This window comes from Cellulosimicrobium sp. CpK407 (assembly GCF_051844275.1).
GTDB classification, from domain to species: domain Bacteria; phylum Actinomycetota; class Actinomycetes; order Actinomycetales; family Cellulomonadaceae; genus Cellulosimicrobium; species Cellulosimicrobium cellulans_G.
The window spans coordinates 1-23,164 of record NZ_JBGNYC010000034.1; the positions used below are offsets into that span (position 1 = coordinate 1).

A 23,164-nucleotide genomic window follows, 5' to 3' on the forward strand; every position below is an offset into this window, starting at 1 on the left:
CCTTCAACCTTACCAGGCCTTCCCCGAATCCTCAACCCGGCTGTTCGCCGTGGTCCAGTCGTCCTGGGACTTCCTCGCTGCGGGCAGGAGAACATCCTACGCCATGCGGTGGAAGGGTTTCGACCCCGGGACCAGCCACCCTCGATCGTTCGAGGCGGTGTCTGTTCCTCCCTGTCGGGCCGACATCCAGAACATTACGCGGCCCGTCGCGCCAGGGTCAAGCCGGGTCCGGGTGACCCGGCACACACGCCGCGCACCCGTTCGTCGGTCCTGGTCCAGGTCAGCGCCTCGGCCCTCGGCCACGCGCCGCCGGCACCTCCGTCCGCGCGTCTCCCACCCGGCGCTGCGCACCAGGCCGTGCGCACCCGTCGTGCGCGCGTGGGCGTGCGTCCTCGTCAGTACCCCCGTGTCCCCCGGAGCACGACCCGGTCGCCCGGACGGAGCTGCGCCGCGCGGTCGACGTCCTCCTCGCGCAGCACCCCGATGACGGGGTACCCGCCGGTGACGGGACGGTCCGCCAGGAACACGACCGGCCGGCCGTCGGGCGGGATCTGCACCGCCCCGCGGACGAGGCCTTCGGACGGGAGCTCGCCCGCCCGCCGCGGGACCGCCTGCCCGCCGAGGCGGATCGCGACGCGGTCGCTGTCCGCGCTCACGGTCCGCAGCGCCCGCAGCGCCTGCCACGCCCCGGGGAGGAACCAGTCGCCTCGCGGGCCCGGGATCACCTCGAGCACGGCGCCCACCCGCTCCCCCGGGCGCAGGACGCCCGGGACGTGCCGCACCGGCGCTACGTCGACCGGCAGCCACGAGCCCGGGGGCGGTGCTCCGACCCGCAGCACGTCCCCCGGGGCGAGCGGGTCCGGGCCGATCCCGGACAGGACGTCGCGGGACCGCGAGCCGAGCACCGCGTCCGCGACGATCCCGCCCCGGACCGCGACGTAGGTCCGTAGCCCTCGCGCGGCCTGGCCGAGCCGCAGCACCGCCCCGTCGGGCACCCGCACGGGCGCGTTCATGCCCACGGGAACCCCGGCGACCGTCGCCGGGACCGCCGCTCCGGAGAGCGCGACGACCGCGCGTCCCCGGAACCGGAGCGCGAGCCCGCCGAGCGTGACCTCGAGGGCCGCGGCGCCCTCACGGTTGCCGACGAGGCGGTTGGCGAGCCCGTGGGAGGTCCGGTCCGCCGCCCCCGACGGGCCGACGCCGACCGCGGCGAGGCCGGGCCGGCCGTCGTCCTCGACCAGGACGAGGGGACCCGTCGCGAGCACCTCGACGCCCGCACCCGCTCGGCTCTCTCCGTGCGGCGCGACCACCCGGTCCTCCCCCGCGGCCGCGGTCGCCGGCTCACCCCGCGTCTCGACCGGTGGCGCCGTGGGGACGGCGGGCGGCGGCCCATTCCGCGTCCCGACCGGCACGTCCTCCGGTGGCGACGCGGAGACGGCGGTCGGCGGCTCGCCGCTCGGCCCTGGGCGTCGGGGCGTGGCGCCTCCCTGCACGGGCACGAACCGGACGCGCGCTCCGGGTGCGACGAGCGCGGGTGGGTCGCGGTCGACGTCGAACATCCGTGCGGCGGTGCGGCCGAGCAGGCGCCACCCGCCCGGGGACTCGCCGGGATAGACGGCCGTGAGGTCGCCGGCGAGCGCGACGGACCCCGCGGGGACGCGCGTGCGCGGCGTCGCGAGGCGCGGCGCCGCGATGACGGGATCGACGCCCACGAGGTACGTGAAGCCCGGCGCGAAGCCGCCGAACGCGGCCTCGTACTCGCGCCCGGAGTGCCGGGCGACGACCTCCTCGGCGCTCACCCCCGCCCAGCGGGCGACGTCGTCCAGGTCGGGGCCGTCGTAGCGCACCGGGATCTCCACCACGGGACCGGCGGCCGGAGGCTCGTCGTCCGACGACGCGCGGAGCAGCGCCTCCAAGACCCAGGCGCGGGCACGGGCGACGTCACCGCGCGCCGCGCACCGGACCAGGACGGTCCGCGCGGCCGGGACCACGTCCACGACCCCGGGCGGCACGTCGGCCGCGAGCGCCCGGTGCAGCGACCGCACGGCCGCCAGGTCGGGCAGGTCGACGAGCAGCGCGGTCTCACCGAACCCGTGGACGGCACCCGTCACGGCGCGGTGCCCTCGCCCGCACCCGGCCGGGCGTCGGCGAAGGGCCGCAGCTCGACGCCCGCACCCTGGAGGGCGGCGCGGACGGCGCCCAGGAGCCCGACGGCGCCCGGCGTGTCGGAGTGGACGCACACCGAGTCGGCCTCCACGCGCAGGGGCGAGCCGTCCGCGGCGAGCACCGTGCCCGACGTGGCGAGCTCGACGACGCGCCGGGCGACCTGCTCGGCGTCGTGCACGACGGCGCCCGGCAGGCCGCGCGGGACCAGCTCGCCCGTGGGGAGGTAGGCCCGGTCGGCGAACGCCTCGCGCACCGTGGGGAGCCCGGCCGCGTCGGCGAGGCGCAGCACCGCGGAGCCGGGGAGGCCGACCACGGGGAGGGCGGGGTCGTAGGCGCGGACGGCGTCGACGACCGCGCGCGCCTGCGCCTCGTGGTGGACGATCGCGTTGTAGAGCGCCCCGTGCGGCTTGACGTAGCGCACCCGGTCCCCCGCGAGCCGCGCGAAGCCGTCGAGCGCGGCGAGCTGGTAGAGGACGTCGTCGGCGAGCTCGGCCGGGCCGACCTCCATGAAGCGCCGCCCGAAGCCCGCGAGGTCGCGGTAGCTCACGTGCGCGCCGACGCGCACGCCGCGCGCGACGGCGTCCCGCGTCACGCTCCGCATCGTCGCCGGGTCGCCCGCGTGGAACCCGCAGGCGACGTTCGCGCTGGTCACGAGGCCGAGCAGGGCCTGGTCGTCGGCGAGGGTCCAGCGGCCGAAGCCCTCGCCGAGGTCGGCGTTGAGGTCGATGCGCGTCACGCGTCCATCATGCCCGGAGGCGCCGCCGCGCGGGCGGGTGCGGGACCCGCCCGCCCGGCTCGCGGGCGTAGATTCGCAGGCATGCCCGACGACCTGACCACCGCCCCGGCCGCCGTCCGCGTGCGCCGCGCGACGACCGCCGACGCACCCGCGCTCGCCGGGCTCGCCGCCCTGACCTTCCCGCTCGCGTGCCCGCCCGGTACGTCGCCCGAGGCGATCGCCGAGCACGTCGCGACCCAGCTCTCGCCCGAGCGGTTCCGCGGGTGGGCCGCGAGCGCCGCGCACGCGCTCCTCCTCGTCGAGCCGGTGCCCGACGACGTCACGGACGACGTCCCCGACGCGCACGACGACCCGGGCCTCCTCGGGTACGCGCTCCTCGTCCGCGGCGAGCCGGACGACCCGGACGTCGCGGCGGCCGTCGGGCCCGGCGAGGCGGTCGAGCTGTCGAAGATCTACGTGCACCCCGACGCCCAGGGCACGGGTGTGGCGGGCGTGCTCATGACCGCGGCGACCGACGCGGCCGCTCGGCTCGGTCCCGGCCTGCGCGTCTGGCTCGGCACGAACGGTCTCAACGCCCGGGCGCAGGCGTTCTACCACAAGCACCGCTTCGACGTCGTCGGCGGGCGCACCTATGTGGTCGGCGGCGAGACGCACACCGACGTGGTCATGGCGCTCCCCCGCGCCTGACGCGGCGCGACGTCCCGCGCGACCGAGGGCCGGTCGGGGACGTCCCCGACCGGCCCTCGGCCTGCTGCGCGAGCTGCCGCGTCAGCCGCAGCTCGTGGCGTCGTACGCGAGATCGGCCGCGAACGTGCGGCCGTCGCCCGTCGCCGCGACGCCCACGACGCCCGCCTCGACGGACGTCGCCCGGGCGGCGAACGACTGGTACGCCGAGGCGCCCGGCCGGACGGCGGTGAACGCCTTGGTGCCGAACGGCGTCGTCAGCGTGACGTCGATCGGGACGCCGTCGGCGTTCGTCGCGCGCACCGCGACGTACGCCTTGCCGGCGAGGCACCGGACCTGGACCTCGGTCGTGACGTCGAGCGGCTGCTCGACCACCTCGCCCACGAGGACGAAGTCCTCGAACGCGACGACCGTGGGCTGGGTCTGGTTCTTGCCGAGCGCGAACGGCCCGACCCCGATCCCGTCGAGCTGGTCGTTCGTCACGGCCGCGAGCTCGGTCCACTGCTCGCCGTCAAGCGACCACGAGCCGACGAACGTGTCGCCGGACCGGGCGAGACGCACGTGGTACGTCCCGTCCGCCTCGCGCGGCAGCGAGCCGACGCCGGGCTGCGGCTGCAGCACGACGTCGCCCGTCTCGCTGCGGACCTCGAAGCCGACCGTCCCGGCGGTGCCGCCGTTGTGGATCACGCCGACCTTCACGTAGTTGGCCTGGTCCTTGTAGACCATGAGGCCGCCCTGGTGGTAGTTCTGCGTGAGGTCGGCGCGCACCGTCGTCTCGACGGTCCACTCGTCGCCCGTCACGACCTTCGAGCGGACGATGTTGGGCACGGTGGAGTTCGTCGCGCCGTACACGTCGTCGTCGGTCGTGGTGAGCTGCAGCGCGCCGTCCGCGACGGCGAGCCGCGACGGGTCGGCGTTGACGACGTACCAGCGGCACGGGTCGAGGCCGAGGCCGGACCCGCTGCCGTCGAACGTGTCGCTCGCGGTGACGTCCTCGCACACGGGGACGCCGCTGCCGTCGACCTCGCGCACGTGGTCGAACGCGACGTCGATCTGGTTCGCGCCCGCGCTCTTGCCGAGCGCGAACACGCCGACGCCCGCGTCGCCGAGCCCCGCGTGCGTGACCGCGCGCGTGGTCGGGACCCAGGTCTGCCCGTTGTCGAGCGAGAACGACCCGGTGAACGAGTCGCCGTCGCGCGACAGGCGCAGCAGGTACTCGCCGTAGACGGGCTTCGCGACGTCGAGGACGTCGCCGTTCGTGGACTGCACGACGTCGCCGATCTCGCTGCGGAGCTCGACGCGCAGGCCACCGGGGTGCTGGACCACGGCGAGCTTGACGTAGTCGGACTCCGACGCGCGGACGATGAGGCCGCCCTGCTGGTACTGGTTCGCGAACGCGGCCGTCATCTTCGTCTCGACCGTCCAGGAGTCGCCCGGCTGGTCGGTCGTGATGATGTTCGGCACGCGCTGGTTCCCGGTGCCGGCGAAGTCGGCGTCGGTCGTGCGCACGACCCACTTCCCGTCGCGCACCTGGGCGAGGTCCGGGCGGAGGTCCACGACGTCCCAGCGGCAGCCGTCGAGCGCCTCGCCCTCGAACTCGTCCGCGGGCCCGCGCTGCGGGTCCGGCTCGGTGCACTCGAGCGTGCCGTACACGGAGACCGCGACGGTCCCGGTCGCGCGTGCGCCCGACGGGTCGCTCACGGTGACCGTGGCCGTGTAGCTCCCGGCCTCGGCGTAGGTGTGCTGCGCCGTCGCGCCCGTCGCCGTGCCGCCGTCGCCGAACTCCCACGCGTACGTGAGCGCGTCGCCGTCGGCGTCGGTGGCCTGCGCGGCGAACGCGACGTCGAGCGGCGCGTCGCCCGTGGCGGGCGTCGCCGTCACGGAGCCGACCACCGGGGCCACGTTGTTCGCCGCGCCCCGGCCCGTGAAGGTGACGGAGTCGACGTCGAACATGTCGCCCGTCGCCCCCGTCGTCGAGCGCGCGACGAAGTAGAGCGTGCGCGTGCCGCCCGGGTCGGTGACCGGGACCGCCTGCGTGCGCGCCGGCGTCTCCCAGCTCCCGGTCGGCGACAGCGTGAGCGTCGCGAGGAGCGGGCCGTCCACGGCACCGTCCCGCACGTCGAGCACGCCGCCGGAGCCGCCCGAGCTGTACCGCGCGGAGATCGCGTCGATGCCCGCGAGGTTCATCCGGTCGAACGCGAACCAGTCGCCGGCCGCGATGTAGCCGAGCTGCTTGCCGCCCTCGGAGACGTCCTTCGCGACGACCTGGACGCCCTGGCTGTCGGTGAAGTACTCGGCCTGCTTGGTGCGCGTGTGCAGGACGGCCTCGTCGTCGGACGCGAGCGCGGGCACGCCGTCGGCGCCCCCGCCGTCGGTGTACGTCGCGTTGACGACGCCGAAGATGTTCGCGTCGAGGCCGTGCCCCTCGTCCTTGGCGGTCGTGAGGACGCCCTCGCAGCCCGTGGCGCTGGACAGCGGGTGGCCGTGGTTGTCGTGGCCGAGGATGTACTCGACGACGACCCGGCTGCAGTCGACCTGCGCGCCGTCCTCGGCGTCGGTGACCGTGACCCGGAAGGGGACCTGGTCGCCGAAGTCGAAGAACTGGCCGTCGGCCGGGAGCTCGAGCGTCACCTCGGGCGCGGTGTTGCCCACGGTGACGGTCGTGGTCGCCACGCCCTGCTTGCCGTCGGCGTCGGTGACGGTGAGCCGCACCTCGTGCTGGCCGTTCTCCGTGAACGTCCGCGAGACCTGGGCGTCGGTGGCGTCGGTCTCGCCGTCACCGTCGAGGTCCCAGGCGTACGTGAACTCCTTGCCGTCCGGGTGCGAGGAGCCGGTGCCGTCGAACGACACGACGAGCGGCGCCTGGCCGTTCGTCGGCGTCGCGTCGATCTGCGCGACCGGCGAGCGGCCGCCGCGCACGTAGTCGATCCGGTAGACGGCCGAGAGGGCGTCGCCCCCGAAGTAGCCGCCGCCGTAGTCGAGCACGTAGAGCGAGCCGTCCGGGCCGAACTCGAGGTTCATCGGCCGGCGCAGGTCCATGAACTCCAGCGCCGGCACGAAGCCCGCGGGGCTGCCGTCCTCGTTCCGGATCGCCTCCTTGATCCACGCGCGGTCCCACTCGTAGAGCAGCGGCTTGCCGTCGTAGTACGCGGGGAACTTGGTCTCGGACTCGAGCTCGGGGTCGTAGTCGTAGACGACGGCGCCCATCGGGGACTCGCCGCCCGTCCCGAACGCGGGCACGGACCCGCCGTCGTACGGCTGCCACGCCGGCACGGCGGGCGGGAGGTCGACGAGGCCCGTGTTGTGCGGGCTCGTGTTCTTGGGTGCCGCGCAGTCGAACTTCGGCCCGGAGACCTTCGTCTCGAAGTCGTAGTCGTTGTACGCGAGGTTGTCGCCGATGCAGTACGGCCAGCCGTAGTTGCCCGCCTCGGAGATGACGTTGAACTCGACCGTCCCGCCAGGGCCGCGGTTCGCGTTCGCGCCGCCCGCGTCGGGGCCGTAGTCGCCGAGGTGGACCTCGCCGGTCGCCTTGTCGACCGCGAAGCGGAACGGGTTGCGGAAGCCCATCGCGTAGATCTCCGGCCGGGTCTTGCCGGCCTCGTACTCGCCCTCGGGGAAGAGGTTGCCCTCGGGGACCGTGTACGACCCGTCCTCGGCGACGGTGATGCGCAGGAGCTTGCCCCGCAGGTCGTTCGTGTTGCCCGAGCTGCGGCGGGCGTCGAACGCCGGGTTGCGGGTCGCCCGCTCGTCGATCGGCGCGTAGCCGTCCGACGCGAACGGGTTCGTGTCGTCACCGGTCGACAGGTAGAGGTTGCCCTCGGCGTCGAAGTCGATCTCGCCGCCCGCGTGGCAGCACAGCCCGCGGTCGGCCGGGACCTCGAGGATCTTCTGCTCGCTCGCGAGGTCCAGCAGGTTCTGCTCCGTGAGCCGGAACCGCGAGAGCTGGTTGTACCCCTCGAACGCCTCGAACGCGGCCGGGTCGGCCGACGTCTCGGGCGCGTCGCCCGGCGGCGTGTCGAGCTTGGGCGCGTAGTAGAGGTAGACCCAGCGGTTCTCGGCGAAGCCCGGGTCGATCGCGACGCCCTGGAGGCCGTCCTCGTCGTGCGTGTACACGGGGACGGTGCCCGCGAGCGCCGTCGTCGCGTCCGCCGTCGTGTACCAGACGCGCCCGTCGCGCGAGGTGTGCAGGACGTCGCCGTCCGGCAGGACGGCCATCGCGATGGGCTCGCCCGTCTTGGCCGCGCCCTTGGCGAGCGTCACCTGCTCGAACGAGGCGTCGACCGTCGCGCCGCAGTCGGCGTCGACGGCCCCCGCGGCGGTCTGGATGCCGCCGAGCAGGTGCTGGACGAACGCCGGGTCGGTGTACGACTCGTCGGTGTGGCCGCCGCCCGTGTACCAGGACCGGCCGCCGCCGTACTCCTGGCACCACGCGATCGGGTGGTCGGCGCCCATGGCGCCCGACCCCGGCGAGTACGAGGACTCGTCGAGGCTCGCGAGCACGTGGACCTGGCCGCGCGGGTTCTCGCGGTAGTTGTACCACTCGTCGTACCGGTCCCAGGCCGCCGGGAGGTGGGCGGTCGAGGGGTGCTCGTCGTCGGCGACGACGACCGTCGCGTCCTGGTTCTGGGGGTGGCTGTTGAAGTACGCCCCGACGAGCTCGCCGTACCAGGGCCAGTCGTACTCGGTGTCGGACGCCGCGTGGACGCCGGCGTACCCGCCGCCGGCGGCGATGTACCGCTCGAACGCGCCCTGCTGCTCGTCGTTCAGGACGTCGCCCGTGGTGGACAGCCAGACGACGGCGTCGTACTGGGCGAGGTTCGCGTCCGTGAAGGCTCCCGCGTCCTCGGTCGGGGTCACGGCGAAGTGGTGCTCGGTGCCGAGCTGCTGGATCGCCGCGATGCCCGCGGGGATCGAGCCGTGCCGGAACGCTGCGGTCTTGCTGAAGACCATGACGGAGAACTCGTCGTGCGCGGCGGCGGGGGCCGCCGTCGCGAGGGTGAGCGCCGGCGCGACGAGGGCCGCGGCGGTGACCGCCGCGACCCCCTGGCGCCGACCCCTCGAAGGTCGTGCTGTCACTTCTCCTCCTTGAGAACTGATCGGTGCGGCTCGGCGACGTCGCCGTGCCGCTGGTCGTGCTCCCCTTCCTCGTGGTGCGTCGTGCTCCGCGCGTCGTCGTGCGGAGCGCTGGGGTCAGGTCCCGGTCGGGCTCGGCCTGCACCCCGGAGGGCGCCCGACCGGGAGGTCGGTGGGGCGGCCCGTCCGTGGGGCCGCCGTGGGTCAGTGGTCGTGGTCCTCGTGCGCGTCCTCGTCCGCGGAACCGCCCTCGTGCCCGAGGTCCATGCCGCCGTCGAGCGAGTCGTCCGGGTGCACGGGCAGGAACACGTGGACGTGCCCCTGTCCCCCGGCGGTCGAGCGGAGGTCGAGCTGGATCGCGGCGAGGCCCCACGCGTCGACGGCGCGGGTGCGCAGCTCGCCGGCGAGGGTGTAGAGGTCCGCGGCGGTGGTCGGGTCGCTCGCGTCCGCGGCGGCCGCGAGGCCGACCGCGTCGAGCGTGTCGCCGACGAGCCGGAGCGAGGTGAGCATCCCGTTGCGGACGATGTTGTGCTCGGAGGAGCCGCTCTGGAGCGACTCGGTCTCGGCCACGAGGCCGTCGACGGTCGCGCGCCAGTCCGCGATCTCGGCGGGGTCCGCGGGGACGGCGGTCGAGCCGTCGACGGGGAGCACCGCGTGCAGCCCGTGCAGGACGGGGACGAGCTCGGCCTGCACGTGCTCGGCGTGCTCGATCGACGCGACGAGGTTGTCGGCGTCGCGCTCCTCCTCGGCGGCCTCGAGCTCGGCGACGCGCGCGGGGTCGACGGCGAAGCCCTCGTCGGTCGCGGCCGGCGCCTGACGGGTCAGCACCACGACGAGTGCGACCACCACCGCGACGACGGCGAGCGCGGCGAGCACCAGGAGCACCCGGCGCCAGGGGTCGAGACCCGCGAACCACCGGCGCGCGCGGACGCGCGCCGGCGGCCGGGGCTCGGGGCGGCCGGCACCGCCCCGGTCGGCGGGGCGGGAGCGGGCGGGCGTCGTCGTCGGGCCACCCGTGCGGCCGGAGCCCGTGCGGGCGTCCCTCGCCGCCGGCGTCCGGGTCGCGGACGTCCGTCCTGCGGTGCGCTGTGCCACCTGTCGCTCCTGTCCCTGGGTCGTCCCGCTCGGTGTGCGCCGGCCCGGCCGCGGGGCCGGGCCGGCGCGGTGGCCGGTGACGGGAGCGGGTCGCCCGTCACCGGCCCGCCGTCAGCCGCAGCTCACGGCGTCGTACGGCACCTCGATCTCGGTCGTGACGTCGCCGAGCGTCGCCGTGACCGTGGCCGTGCCCGCGTCGAACGACGTCGCACGCGACGCGAACGACTGGTAGGCGTTGCCGCCCACCTCGACCGCGCCGAACTCCTTGGAGCCGAACGGCGTGGTCAGGGTGATCGCGACGGGCGCCTCGTCGACGTTCGTCGCCCGGATCGCGAGGTACGCCTTGCCCGCGAGGCAGCGGGCGGACGCGGTGACCTCGACGTCGACCGTCGGCTCCGGCTCGGACTCCGTCGTGAGACGGAACCAGTCGAACGCCACCGTGACCGGGGTCTCCTGCTCCGGGCCGATCGCCATGAGGCCGACCTTCGTCAGCGCCGCGTCGTTGGTGACCGGGGCGCCCAGCGGCGTCCAGGTCACCCCGCCGTCGCTGACCCAGCCCTGGTAGGTGCTGCCCACCTTCTCGAGCCGCAGGTACCAGTACCCCGACTCGGTCGAGTCGGCGAGCTCGAGCTGGCGGTTGCCGCCGTTGCCGAACTGGCCTCCCTTCTCCGAGACGAGCTCGGCGCCGAGGTTGAGCGCCGCACCCGGTGCGTTCTTCGCGAGCACGTCGGCCTTGACGTAGTTGTCGTCGTCGCCGTACGCGATGAGGCCCGCGAGCTGCCACCGGTGCACGAGCGGCGCCTTGAACCGCGTCTCGACGACCCAGTCACCCTCCGGAGCGGTCTGGAGGACGAAGTTGCGCGGGTCGCCGTTGTTCCCGGCGTTGATGTCGCCCGGCTGGGTCGTGATGCGCAGCTCGCCGTCGGCGACGGCGACCTTCGACCCGTCGTAGCGCACGATGGCGTCCCAGCGGCAGCCGTCGAGGGCGTCGCCCTCGAACTCGTCGCTCGGCTCGCGCACGCCGTCGTCCGGCTCGGCGCCGGTGACGTGGACGTAGTCGACCTTCGCGACCGTGTCGGCGGTCGCCGTGTCGCCGCCCGCCATGACGCCGAACGTGGCGCCGGGCTTGACGGGCGCGGAGCCCGCGAGCGCCGTCCACGCCTGGCCGTCCGCCGAGTACGCCGCCGTGATCGCGGACCCGTCCGAGACGAGGCGCAGGTGGATCGACGACGGGAAGTCCGTCGCCACGTCCGTCTGGCCGTGCCACGTCCGGGCACCACCGGTCTCGGTCTGGAACTCGAGGAAGCGGGCGCCGCTCTGGTTCTTGGTGAACGCGAGCTTGGTGTACTCGTCGTCGTTCACGTGAACCAGGAGGCCGGCGTGCTGCCAGTGCCGGGCGAGCGGGACGTCGAACTTGGTCTCGAGCGTCCACGCCCCGGCGGGCGCGGGCTGACCGAGGTAGCTGATCGGCCCGGTCTGCGCCTCGTTGATGTCGCCCTGCACGACCGGCAGGACGGCGTGGCCGTCGGCGACGGTGATCGGCTTGCCGTCGGCCTGGCGGACGACCGTCCACCGCGGGTCGAGCGCGTCGCCGTCGAACTCGTCGGACGAGTCCGCAAGGCACTGCGGCGGGTTCCCGCCGCCGGGCTCCTCGGTCTGCGGGTCGTCGTCGAACACGAAGTCCTGGAACTCGACCGCGCTCGTCGCCGTCGTGCTGTGCGCCGTGACGAAGAGACCCACGTCCTGGACGGACGCCGCACCCGGCAGGGCCTGCGGCTCGCCGATCTGCGTGAAGTTCTCGCCGTCCTTGCTCCAGGAGGCCGTGTACAGGTCGCCGTCACGCACGATCCGCACCCACGCGGGGTAGCTCGTCGTGCTCGCGCCGGTCGACGCCGTGAGCTGCCCGCTGGAGTTGCCGCGCAGCCACTCGAAGCCCCCGCTCGGGCGCATGCCCAGGGCCGCGTAGCCCTGCGAGTTCGCCGTCTGCGTGACGTCGTTGCGGACGATGATCCCGGCCTTGGCGGACCCGTTCGAGTTGCCCTGGCTGTTGATCTTCACCGTCGCCGACCAGTTCTCGTCGGCGCCCTGCTCGCGGTAGATGGTCGAGTACTCGTTGGTGCCCTGCCACATGTTCGCGCCGCCCGACGTGATGAGGTACTTGCCCTCGGCGAGCTGCTCGAACGTCCCGTTCGCGTTGGTGAAGGTCTTCATCCCCGCGAAGAGGTCGCCGACCTGGGCGAGCACCACGCGCGAGCGCGTGTACAGGCCCTTGTCGTTCGTGGCGACGGCGGTCAGCTCGTAGTAGTTGTCCGCCGTCGGGTTCCACGTGGCCTCGTACGGAGCCGCGTCGTCGACGCCGATCGACTCGCCGTCGACGAAGAACTCGACCTGGGTCACCGTGTTCTCGGTGTCGTCCGCCTCCGCGGTGACCGCCATCTCGCCCTGCTCGAGGCGGACGCCCGCCTCGGGGGACGTGATGCGGACCTTGGGACGGGTGGTGTCCGAGACGCCCTTGCCGTCGGCCTCGATGAAGTTGAGACGACGCTCGCCCTCACCGGGGAAGACCACGTAGAGCGTGAACGGCTCCATGGGGTCGGTGACCTCGACGGTCACGTCCGTGAACGTGCCGAGCCCGGTCTGCGGGATCTCGGCCGTGCCGAGGAGCTCGCCGTCGGCCGCGTCACGACGCAGCTCGATCGTGCCCTCGGCCGCCGCCGCGACGCGCAGGTTCAGCGCCTGCACGCCGTAGAGGCTCACGGGGTCGTACGACGCCCAGGAACCGTTCGACCCGGTGATGACGGAGCCGCCGCCCTCGACGTCCCGGCTCGGGATCGTCGTGGTGCCGTCGGAGGCCGTGTGGAACTCCGCCTCGCGCTTCTTCGGGAAGATCAGCGTCGTGTCCGACCCGGTGAGCGCGGGCACGTCGCCCTCGCCGCCGCGGTCGGTGTAGCGCGCGTCGATCACGTAGAAGACGTTCATGTCCTCGCCGTGGCCGCCACCGAGGCTCGTCGCCACGGTGCCCGTGCGGCCGTGCAGCGGCTCGGCGGGGTGCGCGTGCGCGTCGTGCCCGAGCGCGGGCTGGATGATGACCTGCTCGTCGTCGATCTCGTCGCCCTCGGGCGAGTCCTCCGCGTCGGTCACCGACACGTCCCACGTGATGTCGTCGCCGAACGTGAAGAAGGAGCCGGTGGGCGGGAGGCCGAAGTCGACCTCGGGCCGCGTGTTGCCCACCGTGATCGGCACGGTCGCCGTGCCCACCTTGCCGGCGGGGTCGGTCACCGTGAGGCGGGCGTCGTAGACGCCGTTCTCGGTGTAGGTGTGGCTGGGCGCGGCGGACGTCGAGTCCGTCGTGCCGTCACCGTCGAAGTCCCACGCGTAGGTGAGCTCCTCGCCCTCGGGGTCGGTGCTCCCCGTGCCGTCGAACGTCACCTCGAGCGGCGCGATGCCGGAGTCCGGCGTCGCGACCGGCTTCGACACCGGCGAGCGCGAGCCCGACAGGTAGTCGATGCGGTGCAGACCCGAGTTCGGGTTGTCACGGCCGAAGCCGCCGCCCCAGTCGAGCACGTACATCGCGCCGTCGGGGCCGAACTTGGAGTCGATCGGGGCGAGGAACTGCTCCTGCGGGAGGAACGGGTTGACCTTCTCGACGTCGGTCGCGCCGGGCGCGGCCTCGGGGTCCTTGAGGTCGATCGTGTACATCTTGTTGCGGGCCCACTCGTAGAAGAAGGCCTTGCCGTCGTACGACGCCGGGAACTTCGTGTCGGAGTCGAGCTCCGGGTCGAACTGGTAGAACGGGCCGCCCATGGGCGCGAGGCCGCCGCCGGCGTTGATCACGCCGGGGACGGACGAGCGCTGGTAGCCGTACCAGAGGTCCGCCGGCTGCGCGGGGGGCAGCTCGGTGAGGCCCGTGTTCTTCACGGAGTCGTTGACGGGGTTGTCGCAGTCGAAGAAGTCGCCCACGGTGACGGGGTTCGTCCGGTAGTCGACGTCACGGAACGGCTCGTTGTTGCCCATGCACAGGGGCCAGCCGTAGAAGCCGGGCTCCTTGATGAGGTTCCACTCGGCGATGCCGGCCGGGCCGCGGTTGGCGAGGTTGTCCGACCCGTTGTCGGGCGAGTAGTCGGCGACGCCGAGGTTGCCCGTCTTCGCGTCGATCGTGAACCGGAACGGGTTGCGGAAGCCCATCGCGTAGATCTCGGGCAGCGTCTTCTCGGTGCCCGGGGCGAACAGGTTGCCCTCGGGGATCGAGTACGTGCCGTCGGCCTCCGGGTGGATGCGCAGGACCTTGCCGCGCAGGTCGTTCGTGTTCGCGGACGTCGCGCGCGCGTCGTGGAACGTGCCGTCACGCTCCGAGATCGGCGCGTAGCCGCCCGACGGCTCGGAGTGCGGGTTCACGTCGTCGCCGACGCCGATGTAGAGGTCACCGGTCTCGTGGTCGACGAGGAGGCCGCCGCCCGTGTGTCCCGGCTCGTCGGGCAGGCGCCCGGCCGGGATCTCGATGAGCACCTTCTCGGACGCCGGGTCGATCACCGTGGAGCCGGGCCCGTCGGAGGAGACCGTGAACCGCGAGACGCGGCTGAAGAAGTTCGCCGGGTCGGAGTCGTTCGAGCTCGCCGGCGCGTAGTACTGGTACAGGTACCCGTTCTCCGCGAAGTCCTTGTCGAGCGCGATGCCGAGCAGGCCGTCCTCGCCGCCGGAGTACACCGGGATGGTGATGGCGGTCGTGGTGTTCTGCGTCCGGGGGTCGTACACGCGGATCTGCCCGCGCACGAGCTCGGTGTAGAACACGCGGCCGTCGGGCGCGACGTCCATGCCGAAGGGCGCGCTCGTGTTGGTGTCGAGCGCGATCTTCTCGAACGAGCCCCAGTCGGTGCCGCCGCAGTCGCCCTCGACGAGGCCCGCGGCCCACTGGACGCCGCCGACGATGTGCTGCACGAGGTCGGGCTCGTCGGTGTAGTGCGCCCCGAAGTGACCCATGCCGGTCATCCAGGCGCGACCGCCGTCGTAGGGCTTGCACCACGAGATCGGGTGGTCGTAGCCCATCTTGTTGCTGCCCGCGTCGTACGTGGACTCGTCCATCGTGGCGAGCACGTGCGCGCTGCCGCGGACGTTGGCCGAGTAGTTGTACCACTCGTCCGCGCGCGTCCAGCGCTGGGACAGGTGCTCGGTCGACGGGTGCGTGCGGTCCTCCACGCGGACCGTGCCCGGCAGGCCGGGGCTGGTACCGGTGGCGGCGTGACCGGGCATGAGCGCCCCGATCATGTCGTCCCACCAGCCGTAGCTGCCGCGCATGTCCGTGGCGTTGTGGATCGCGACGATGCCGCCGCCCGCCTGCTGGTAGCGCTCGAGCGCCGCCTTCTCGTCGGCGTTCCACGGGTCGCCCGACGTCTGGAACATGACCAGGGCGTCGTACTGCGCGAGGGTCTCGTCGTTGAAGACGGTCGAGTCCTCCGTGTGGTCGGACGCGATGCCGACCTCGGCGAACGCCGCCTCGAGCACCGGGGTGCCCTGCGTGATCGCCTCGCTGTGCCGGAACTGGGTCGTCTTGGTGAAGATGAGCACCTTGTGCTCTTCGTCCGCGGGGACGGGGTCGTCGGCGGCGCTGGCCATCGTGACGGGCGCGAGCGTGAACGCGAGCGCTCCGATGGTCAGTGCCGCGACGGACCTCGCCCTGCGTGGGCGTCGTGCGGTCATCGTGCTGCCTCCAGGGGCATGACGTGCGGACCCGGACGTCGTCGTCCGGGAAGGGTGGTCGTCATCCCGCGGCGTGCCGGCGCTGCGGTCGTGGATCGACTACGGCTACGGGTGCTCCGGCGTGGGCATCAGTCCCTTCAGGTGGGCCAGGCCATCGACGGCGATGGCGTCCTGGGTCGGCGCCAGCGGCCGCCAGATGGAGGCGGCCGTGGCGATCGTCGCGTTGTCGGCCGTGAAGGACTCGATGACGAGGGGTCCGTCGTAGCCGGTCGCGTCGAGCGCGGCGAGGAGGGCGCGCCAGTCCAGGTGGTCGTTGCCGGGTGCGCCCCGGTCGTTGCCGCACACCTGGACGTGCGCGATGCGCTCGCCCGCGCGCGCGACCGCGGCGGGCAGGTCCGTCTCCTCGATGTTCATGTGGTAGACGTCGAGCATGAGGCCGATGCCGGCCGCGGGCAGCCGCCGCACGACCTCCAGCCCCTGGTCGACGGTGTTGACGAGGCTCGTCTCGTAGCGGTTGAGCGGCTCGAGCCCGACGACGACGCCGGCGGCGATCGCGTGCTCGACGACGGGTGCCAGGTTCTCGGCGAGCTCGGAGTACGCCGCCTCGCGCTCCGCGGGGGTCAGGCGCCACGTGCGCCCGACCGACGCGTACGCGGGTCCGCCGATCACCGGGGCGCCGACGGTGCGTGCGACGTCGACGACGTGCCGCAGGTAGTCCTGCGTGGCGCGCACCGTCGCGGCGTCCGCGGCGACGAGCTCGCGGCCCTCGCCCATGACGAGCGAGACGCTCGCGCCGAGGCCGTGGTCGGCGAGGACCGTCGCGGCGGTCGCCGGGTCCCAGTCGCCGGGGTTCTCCACGGGCAGCTCGAGCACGTCGAACCCCCACCCCGCGACGCGGGGCGCGATGTCGCGCAGCGCGTCGTCGGTGAGCGGGGAGGTCCAGACCCACGTGTTGACGCCGAGCGCACGGCGGCGCAGCGGCAGGGCCGGGGTAGGAAGAGCCACGTCGCTCTCTCTCGTCGGGTCCGAGCTCTCGGCCGTCCCGCCCGCGTGCCCGACGCCGCGGGGCACCTCCGCACGGGAGGTGCGCCGCGTCGTCGGGCGGGCGGGGCGCCCGGCCGGTCGGACGGCGACCGGGCGGCCCCTGGGTGGTCCGACCGCGAGGGTCGGACCGGGTGGTTCTGCGGGACCTGTCAGGTCCCGTGCGGACGACCGGTCAGCGGTCTGGTCAGCGGTCGGTCCACGCCTCCGGGAAGCCCGGCAGGTCCTCGCCGCCGAACTTCGCGTAGTGCAGCGACGGCATGTCCTTGTTCGCCTCGAGGTACGCGTCCAGCTCCTCGGCCTCGATCGGCGACTGCGGCAGGACCCACTCCGACGGGACCTGCTCGCCGGCCCAGATCATCTGCGCCGCGAGGATCGGGGTGCGCCACTGGAAGTTCGAGTACACGGCGCCGAGGGCGGTCATGTCCGTGTCCTTCCACTTGCGCAGGAAGCTCATCTCGTCCTCGCCCATGAAGACCGGGTAGGGCTTGCCGGCGTCCTCGAACGCCTCGACCGCCGCGACGGCGCCGTCGCCCGCGTCCATCCAGATGCCGTCCACGTCCCCGCGCTGCAGGTACTGGGTGACGATGTCCTTGATCTTCGCGCCGTCACCGCCGGTGAACTCCGCGCCCACGACCTCGAGCTCGGACTCGGAGAAGATCTTGTCGGCCGCGGCCCAGCGGTTCTCCAGCACGTCCACGCCGGGCAGGATGCGCAGCGCGAGCACCTTCGAGCCCGGCTCCAGGTTCTCGACGAGGAACTCGGCGCCGTCGGCACCGTAGGCGTAGCCGCCGATCGGGTGGATGAACGTGACCATGCAGTCGGTGTTCACGCCACGGTCGAACACGATGACGGGCTTGCCCGACTCGCACGCGGCCTCGACCGCGGGCGTCAGGGTCGCCGTCGTCGACGGGGAGATGACGATCGCGTCGCAGTCGCCCGCCTCGACGAACGCCTGGATGTCGGAGATCTGCTTGTTGTCGTCGTCCGCCGCGTCCGAGACGCGGAACTCGCCGATGACGCCCTCGGACTTCAGCACGTCGACCTGCTGCTGCATCGTGATCCAGCCGGTCACGCGCCACGGGTTGGACACCGAGGCGTTCGAGAAGCACAGCGTCTTGCCGCCGCCCTCGCTCGCGTACTCGGCCGTGTCCACGTACTCGGGCTCGATCGCCTGCAGCCACGGCTGGTCGGCCGGGCCCTCGGGCACGGCCTCGCGCTGGGCGAGCTGACGGTCGTAGTCCGCCTGGACGAACCACTCGGAGTCGGCGCCGCCGGACTCCTCGCTCGCGGGGCTCTCCTCCGCCGAGGTCTCGCCACCCTCGCCGGTGTCGGTGGGGGTGTCGGTCGTGCAGGCGGCCGTGAGGAACAGCGTGGCCACCGCCGCGCCGGCCAGGAGTGCTCGTGTACGTCGCATGTCCTTCTCTCCTTGGGGGTGAGACGTCGTCGTCCCGCAGCGTGCGGGGGAAGGGGTACAGCTCGGGAGGGGGTCTTTCGGGCGTGGTCGGGGTCGCGCGGGCGGGAGTCCGCCGGGGCGCCGGTGCTCAGGCGTTCGCGGGGGCGGGCTCCTTCGGTGCGGGGGTCGGGCCCGCGGCAGGCGGGGCGTCGGGGGTGGACGAGCGGCGCCGCGACCGGCGCGGCAGCGCGGCGTAGGCGACGGCCGCGATGATGATCACGCCCTGCACGGCGGGCCGGATCGTCGACGGGAGGCTGAGCTGGTTGAACAGCGTGAACAGCGCCTCGAGGGTGAGCGCGCCGGCCATGGCGGCGATCACGGTGCCCCGCCCGCCGCCGAGCACGACGCCCCCGAGCACGACGGCCGTGATGGCCATGAACTCCAGGCCCTGCCCGACCTGCGCGGTGACGCCCGCGTAGCCACCGATGAGGATGGCGGCGACCGTGGCCATGAAGCCTGAGAGGAGGAAGGCGCGCGTGCGCACCCACCACACGGAGCCCCCGGCGTAGCCGGCCGCGACGTCGTTGTCGCCGGTGGCGACGAGCGTGCGGCCGAACGGGCGGCGCATGAGCAGGGCGGCGAGGACGCCGAGCACCACGACGACCATGAGCGCGTACGGCACCTGGAACTGGCCGGGCGTGTCGGGGATGCCCCCGCGTCCCCACTGCCGGAAGCCGTCGGTCAGCGCGCCCGTGGGGGCGCCGCCCGTCCAGAGCCGGATCGCCCCGTAGAGCACGAGCATCATGCCGAGCGTCGTGATGAACGACGGCACCTTGAGCAGCGTCGTCACGAGGCCGTTGACGAGGCCGACCGCGAGACCGAAGACGATCATGAGGGCCATGACGGGCCACGTCATCGAGTCCTCGCCGTCCATGAGCTTCGCCGCGATGACGACCTGGGCGCCGACGAGCGACCCGACCGAGAGGTCGAACTCGCCGGAGACGATGACGAAGTACTGTCCGATCGCGAGGATGACCAGCGGCGCCGCCTTCTTGACGAAGGCCATGAGCGACATGGGCTCGCCGAACGACGGGTTCATCACGAGGATGACCGCGAAGACGAGCACGAGCAGCGCGAACACGGTCCAGCTCCCGCCCGCGGTGAGGCGCTCGAGCCAGCCGGCCCGCGGCGCGCGCGCGGGGATCGTCCGGCGCGTGGTGTCGGTGGTCATGCGGACGCACCTCCGGTGCGGGTCGGGCGGAAGCGGGCCCGGCTGCTCGCCGGGTCGATCTGGCGCCGGGCGTACAGCGCGACGGCGGCGATGATGATGACGCCGCGCAGGACGTCCTTGAAGAACGGGTCGACGTCGAGGACGTTGAACACCGTGTCGAGCACCGCGAGGATGAGGACGCCGCCCACGGTCCCGACGATCGAGCCGCGCCCGCCCATGAGGAGCGTGCCGCCCAGCACGACGGCCGCGATCGAGTCGAGGTCGAGCCCGTAGGAGTACACGAGCGCGTTGCCGGTACCGAAGCGCGCGGCGATGAGGAGCCCCGCGACGCCCGCGCAGACCGAGCACAGCACGTGCGCGAGGATCAGGGTCCGGTCGGTCCGGATGCCCGAGAGCCGCGCGACGTCGGTGTTCCCGCCGACCGCGAACATGTGGTAACCCGGCCGGGTGCGCGTGAGGAGCACGACGCCGACGGCCGCGACGAGCAGCATGACGATCGTCGAGATCGGCACCGGGCCGACGCGCGTGTACCCGAACATCTGGAACGAGGCGGGCACCTCGCCCGCCGGGCCCTTGAACTGCGTGTCGAGGTAGCCCTTGATGATGAGGCCCACGCCGAGCGTCGCGATGAAGGCGTTGACGCGCAGCTTCGCGATGACGAGCCCGTTGACCAGGCCGACGACCGCCGCGACGCCCACCGCCGCGAGGACGCCGAGCCAGACGCGCGAGGGGTCGCCCGCCATGGTCGTCGCGCCGACGATCGAGCTGAGCGCCACGACGTAGCCGACCGACAGGTCGAGCGACTTGCAGAGGATCGCGAACGTCTGCCCGATCGCGACGAAACCGAGGAGGCTCGTCTGCGTGAGCATGTACGCCGTGTTCGCGGTGCTGAACAGGTTGCCGCCGCCGACGGCGACGAGGACGCCGGCGATCACGAGGATCCCGACGAGGGCGAGGTAGACGATCTCCGTCGACCCCAGGCGGCGCCGACGCGCGGGGGCGCGGCGCGCGGTGGGGGCGGCGGTCGCGACCGCGGTGCTCATCGGTCCTCCTGCGGGCCGTCGGTGGGGTGCTGGGCGGACGCGGGCGGTCCGTCCGGCGCGGTGGCGGGCTCGGCGCCCGGGAGGTCGTCGGCGCCGGCGAGAGCGTCGAGGTCGACCTGGACGTGCTCGCCGGAGGTGTCCTCTCCCGCGCCCGTGGCGAGGGCCATCACGGTCTCCTCGTCGCTGCCGGCGGGGAGCTCGCCCGCGAGGCGGCCGTCGCGCATGACGAGCACGCGGTCCGCCATCGCGACGACCTCGGGGAGCTCGGAGGAGATGAACAGGACGGCGACCCCGCTCGCGGTGAGCTCGCGCATGAGGTCGTAGACCGCGCGCTTGGCGCCGACGTCGATGCCGCGGGTCGGCTCGTCGAGCACGATGACCTGCGGGTCGGTGACCAGCCACTTCGCGAGGACGACCTTCTGCTGGTTGCCGCCCGACAGGTACTGGACCTCGGCCTCCTGCGAGCTCGCGACGAGCTCCAGGGAGGAGAGGATGCCGGGGATGCGCTTCGCGCGCCGGTCCGCCTGGCCGGGCACGACGGCGTCGAGCACGAGCCGCGCGTTCGCGAGGATCGACTGGCCGAGCGCGAGGCCCTCCGCCTTGCGGTCCTCGGTCACGAGCGCGAGCCCGGCCCGCACCGCCTGGCGCGGCGAGCGCACGTCGACCGGCGTGCCGCCGACGAGCACGCGCCCGCGGGTGAAGCCCGCGATCCCGAAGATGCCGTGCGCGATCTCCGTGCGTCCCGAGCCCTGGAGGCCGGCGAGCGCGACGATCTCTCCCGCGCGCACCTCGAGCGAGACGTCGTCGACCTGCGTGTTGCCCACGCCCTCGAGCGCGAGGCGCACCTCGCCCGGGACCGTCGAGGGGTCCTTGTCCGGGAAGTACCCGGCGAAGTCGCGGCCGACCATGGTGCGCACGAGCCGGTCGGGGTCGATGTCGGCGGTCGGCGTCGTCAGGACGTGGTTGCCGTCCTTGAGCACCGTGATGGTGTCGCAGAGGTCGAAGATCTCCTTGAGGCGGTGCGACACGTAGAGGATCGCGACGCCGCGCTCCTTGAGCCGGTGGACGAGCTCGTAGAGCAGCTCGACCTCCTGGTCGGCCAGCGCTGCCGTCGGCTCGTCCATCGAGATGATGCGCGCGTCGTAGGACACGGCCTTGACGATCTCGACGATCTGCTGCTGCGCGACCGAGAGCGAGCCGACGCGCGTCCACGAGGCGAGGCCGGTGAGGCCGAGGTCGGCGAGGAGCGCCGTGGTGTCGGCGTGCATGCGGCGGCGGTCGACGAGTCCCGCGCGGCGCGGCTCGCGACCGAGGTAGACGTTCTCGGCGACGGACCGCTCGGGCAGGAGGTTGAACTCCTGGAACACCGTCGACACGCCCGCGTGCTGCGCGGCGAGCGGCGACGCGAAGGTGGTGTCCGCGCCGTCGAGCTCGATCGTGCCCGCGTCGGGGCGGTGCACGCCCGCGATGATCTTCATGAGCGTCGACTTGCCGGCGCCGTTCTCGCCGACGAGCGCGTGCACCTCGCCCGGCCGCACGTCGAGGTCGATGCCGCGCAGCACGGAGTTGCCGAAGAACTCCTTGCCGATGCCGCGCAGCCGCAGGATCGGCCCGTCGCCGCCCTCCCCCGCCGTCGGCGGCCGAGGCTCGCGCGTGGTCGTCGCGGTCATGCCGGCACCTCCACCCAGCCGCCCGAGCGCACCGACTCGCCCACGGCGGCGGCGAGGCGGGCGGCGCGCAGGCCGTCGTCGAACGTGGGCAGCCCGTCCGGGACCTCGCCGCGGATCGCCGCCGCCGTGTCGCCGACGAGCGCGTCGAAGCAGTCCTGGTAGCCCTGGGGGTGCCCGGCGGGCAGGCGCGAGTAGCGCGCGGCGGCCGGGGAGAGCGCCTCGGGGTCGCGGACGAGGAGGCGCGAGACGTCGCGGCGGCCCTCCCACAGCGTCTCGGGCTGCTCCTGGTCGAACGACAGCGTCGACTCCGAGCCGGAGATCTCGAGGTAGAGACGGTTCTTGCGGCCCGCCGACACCTGGGAGATGACCGCGGTCCCGAGCGCCCCGCCGTCCGTCGCGTACTGGAGCGTGACGGCGTCCTCGGTCGCCACCGCGTGCACGACGCCGTCCGCGCCCCGGCGGTGCGGGTTGACCGTGGCCGACTGCGCGACGAGCCGGACGATGCGCTGCCCGGTGGTGAACTCGAGCAGGTCGCAGAAGTGGGAGCCGATGTCCCCGAAGGCCCGGCTCGCGCCGCCGAGCGCGGGGTCGACGCGCCAGTTGTCGTCGGACTCCCGCAGGAGCCAGTCCTGCAGGTACGAGCCGTGCACGAGCGAGATGGTGCCGACCTCGCCGCGGCGCACACGCTCGCGCGCCTCGCGCACCATCGCGTGGAACCGGTAGGTGAACGGCACGACGGCGACCCGGCCGTCCGCCGCGCGGGCCTCGGCGGCCAGCCCCGCGAGCTCGACCGCGCCCTCGACGTCGGTCGCGAGCGGCTTCTCGCACACCACGTGCTTCCCCGCCGCGAGCGCGGCGCGCGCGAGGGGCACGTGCAGGTGGTTGGGCGTGCACACGTGCACGACGTCGACCTCGGGGTCGGCGAGCAGCTCCTCGGCGGTGGCGACGGCGCGCTCGGCCCCGAGCCCCGGCGCGGCCGCGCGGGCGATGTCGAGGTCGGCGGCCGCGACGCTGACGACCCGGCCGCCGCCGGTGCGCACGGCCCGCGCGTGGACGCCGCCCATGAACCCGGCGCCGAGGATCCCCGCGCGATAGCCGGAGGCCGGCAGACCGCCCGCGTCGGGCGCGCTGGCGGGGAAGGTCGTCCGGGCGGCAGGGGCCCCTGTCGTGGTCGCTCCGGGGAGGTGGGCACCCGGGTCCAGCACCGGGGTGCGCACGTCCTGCGCGACGTCGTCGGCTCGCATGGATGACAACGTAGGGCCACTTCTGTCGAGCGTCAAGCAAAAGCCGAACATTGATCGTCACGGTTAGATAACCCAAGCCACGAAACAAATG

General features: G+C 73.4%; 12 protein-coding genes. 1 reads left to right on the forward strand and 11 read right to left on the reverse strand.

Annotated features, from left to right (window positions below; all coding sequences use genetic code 11):
• Nucleotides 1–395: 395 nt before the first annotated feature.
• Both ABWU78_RS14525 and ABWU78_RS14530 read right to left on the reverse strand, forming a co-directional pair.
• Entirely contained in the window at nt 396–2,111 is a 1,716-nt protein-coding gene (locus ABWU78_RS14525; RefSeq protein WP_353708816.1) for an urea amidolyase family protein, read from the reverse strand.
• Nucleotides 2,108–2,902 (reverse strand): LamB/YcsF family protein, encoded by a 795-nt coding sequence (locus ABWU78_RS14530; RefSeq protein ID WP_353708815.1) that lies wholly within the window; start codon nt 2,900–2,902, stop codon nt 2,108–2,110. Before ABWU78_RS14530 ends, ABWU78_RS14525 begins: the two co-directional genes overlap by 4 nt.
• Nucleotides 2,903–2,983: 81 nt before the next feature.
• Here ABWU78_RS14530 and ABWU78_RS14535 point away from each other — a divergent pair, with 81 nt between their 5' ends.
• A complete protein-coding gene (locus ABWU78_RS14535) occupies nt 2,984–3,589 on the forward strand; it encodes a GNAT family N-acetyltransferase (protein WP_353708814.1) in 606 nt (201 codons plus the stop codon).
• Between the two features lie 81 nt (nt 3,590–3,670).
• On the opposite strand, the gene ABWU78_RS14540 is transcribed toward ABWU78_RS14535, so the two are convergent.
• The 9 genes from ABWU78_RS14540 to ABWU78_RS14580 all read right to left on the reverse strand — a co-directional run bounded on the left by ABWU78_RS14540 (nt 3,671) and on the right by ABWU78_RS14580 (nt 23,073).
• Nucleotides 3,671–8,662 (reverse strand): ThuA domain-containing protein, encoded by a 4,992-nt coding sequence (locus ABWU78_RS14540; RefSeq protein WP_439158786.1) that lies wholly within the window; start codon nt 8,660–8,662, stop codon nt 3,671–3,673.
• A 201-nt stretch (nt 8,663–8,863) separates the two neighbouring features.
• Complete coding sequence (locus tag ABWU78_RS14545) at nt 8,864–9,754, reverse strand: hypothetical protein (protein ID WP_253053595.1); 891 nt, start codon at nt 9,752–9,754, stop codon at nt 8,864–8,866.
• Nucleotides 9,755–9,865: 111 nt separating this feature from the next.
• A complete protein-coding gene (locus tag ABWU78_RS14550) occupies nt 9,866–15,448 on the reverse strand; it encodes a ThuA domain-containing protein (protein WP_439158787.1) in 5,583 nt (1,860 codons plus the stop codon).
• Nucleotides 15,449–15,553: 105 nt separating this feature from the next.
• Nucleotides 15,554–16,453 carry a sugar phosphate isomerase/epimerase family protein gene (locus ABWU78_RS14555; protein ID WP_439158788.1) on the reverse strand — a complete coding sequence of 300 codons (900 nt, stop codon included), beginning with the start codon at nt 16,451–16,453 and terminating at the stop codon, nt 15,554–15,556.
• Nucleotides 16,454–16,676: 223 nt separating this feature from the next.
• Complete coding sequence (locus tag ABWU78_RS14560) at nt 16,677–17,906, reverse strand: substrate-binding domain-containing protein (protein ID WP_439158789.1); 1,230 nt, start codon at nt 17,904–17,906, stop codon at nt 16,677–16,679.
• Nucleotides 17,907–18,033: 127 nt separating this feature from the next.
• Nucleotides 18,034–19,116: an ABC transporter permease gene (locus ABWU78_RS14565; protein WP_253053570.1), complete on the reverse strand. Its 1,083-nt coding sequence runs from the start codon at nt 19,114–19,116 to the stop codon at nt 18,034–18,036.
• Entirely contained in the window at nt 19,113–20,159 is a 1,047-nt protein-coding gene (locus tag ABWU78_RS14570) for an ABC transporter permease (RefSeq protein ID WP_439158790.1), read from the reverse strand. The genes ABWU78_RS14565 and ABWU78_RS14570 overlap by 4 nt, the downstream gene beginning before the upstream one ends.
• A complete protein-coding gene (locus tag ABWU78_RS14575; protein ID WP_253053557.1) occupies nt 20,156–21,829 on the reverse strand; it encodes a sugar ABC transporter ATP-binding protein in 1,674 nt (557 codons plus the stop codon). Before ABWU78_RS14575 ends, ABWU78_RS14570 begins: the two co-directional genes overlap by 4 nt.
• A complete protein-coding gene (locus tag ABWU78_RS14580) occupies nt 21,826–23,073 on the reverse strand; it encodes a Gfo/Idh/MocA family protein (protein ID WP_439158791.1) in 1,248 nt (415 codons plus the stop codon). Before ABWU78_RS14580 ends, ABWU78_RS14575 begins: the two co-directional genes overlap by 4 nt.
• Between the last annotated feature and the right edge of the window lie 91 nt (nt 23,074–23,164).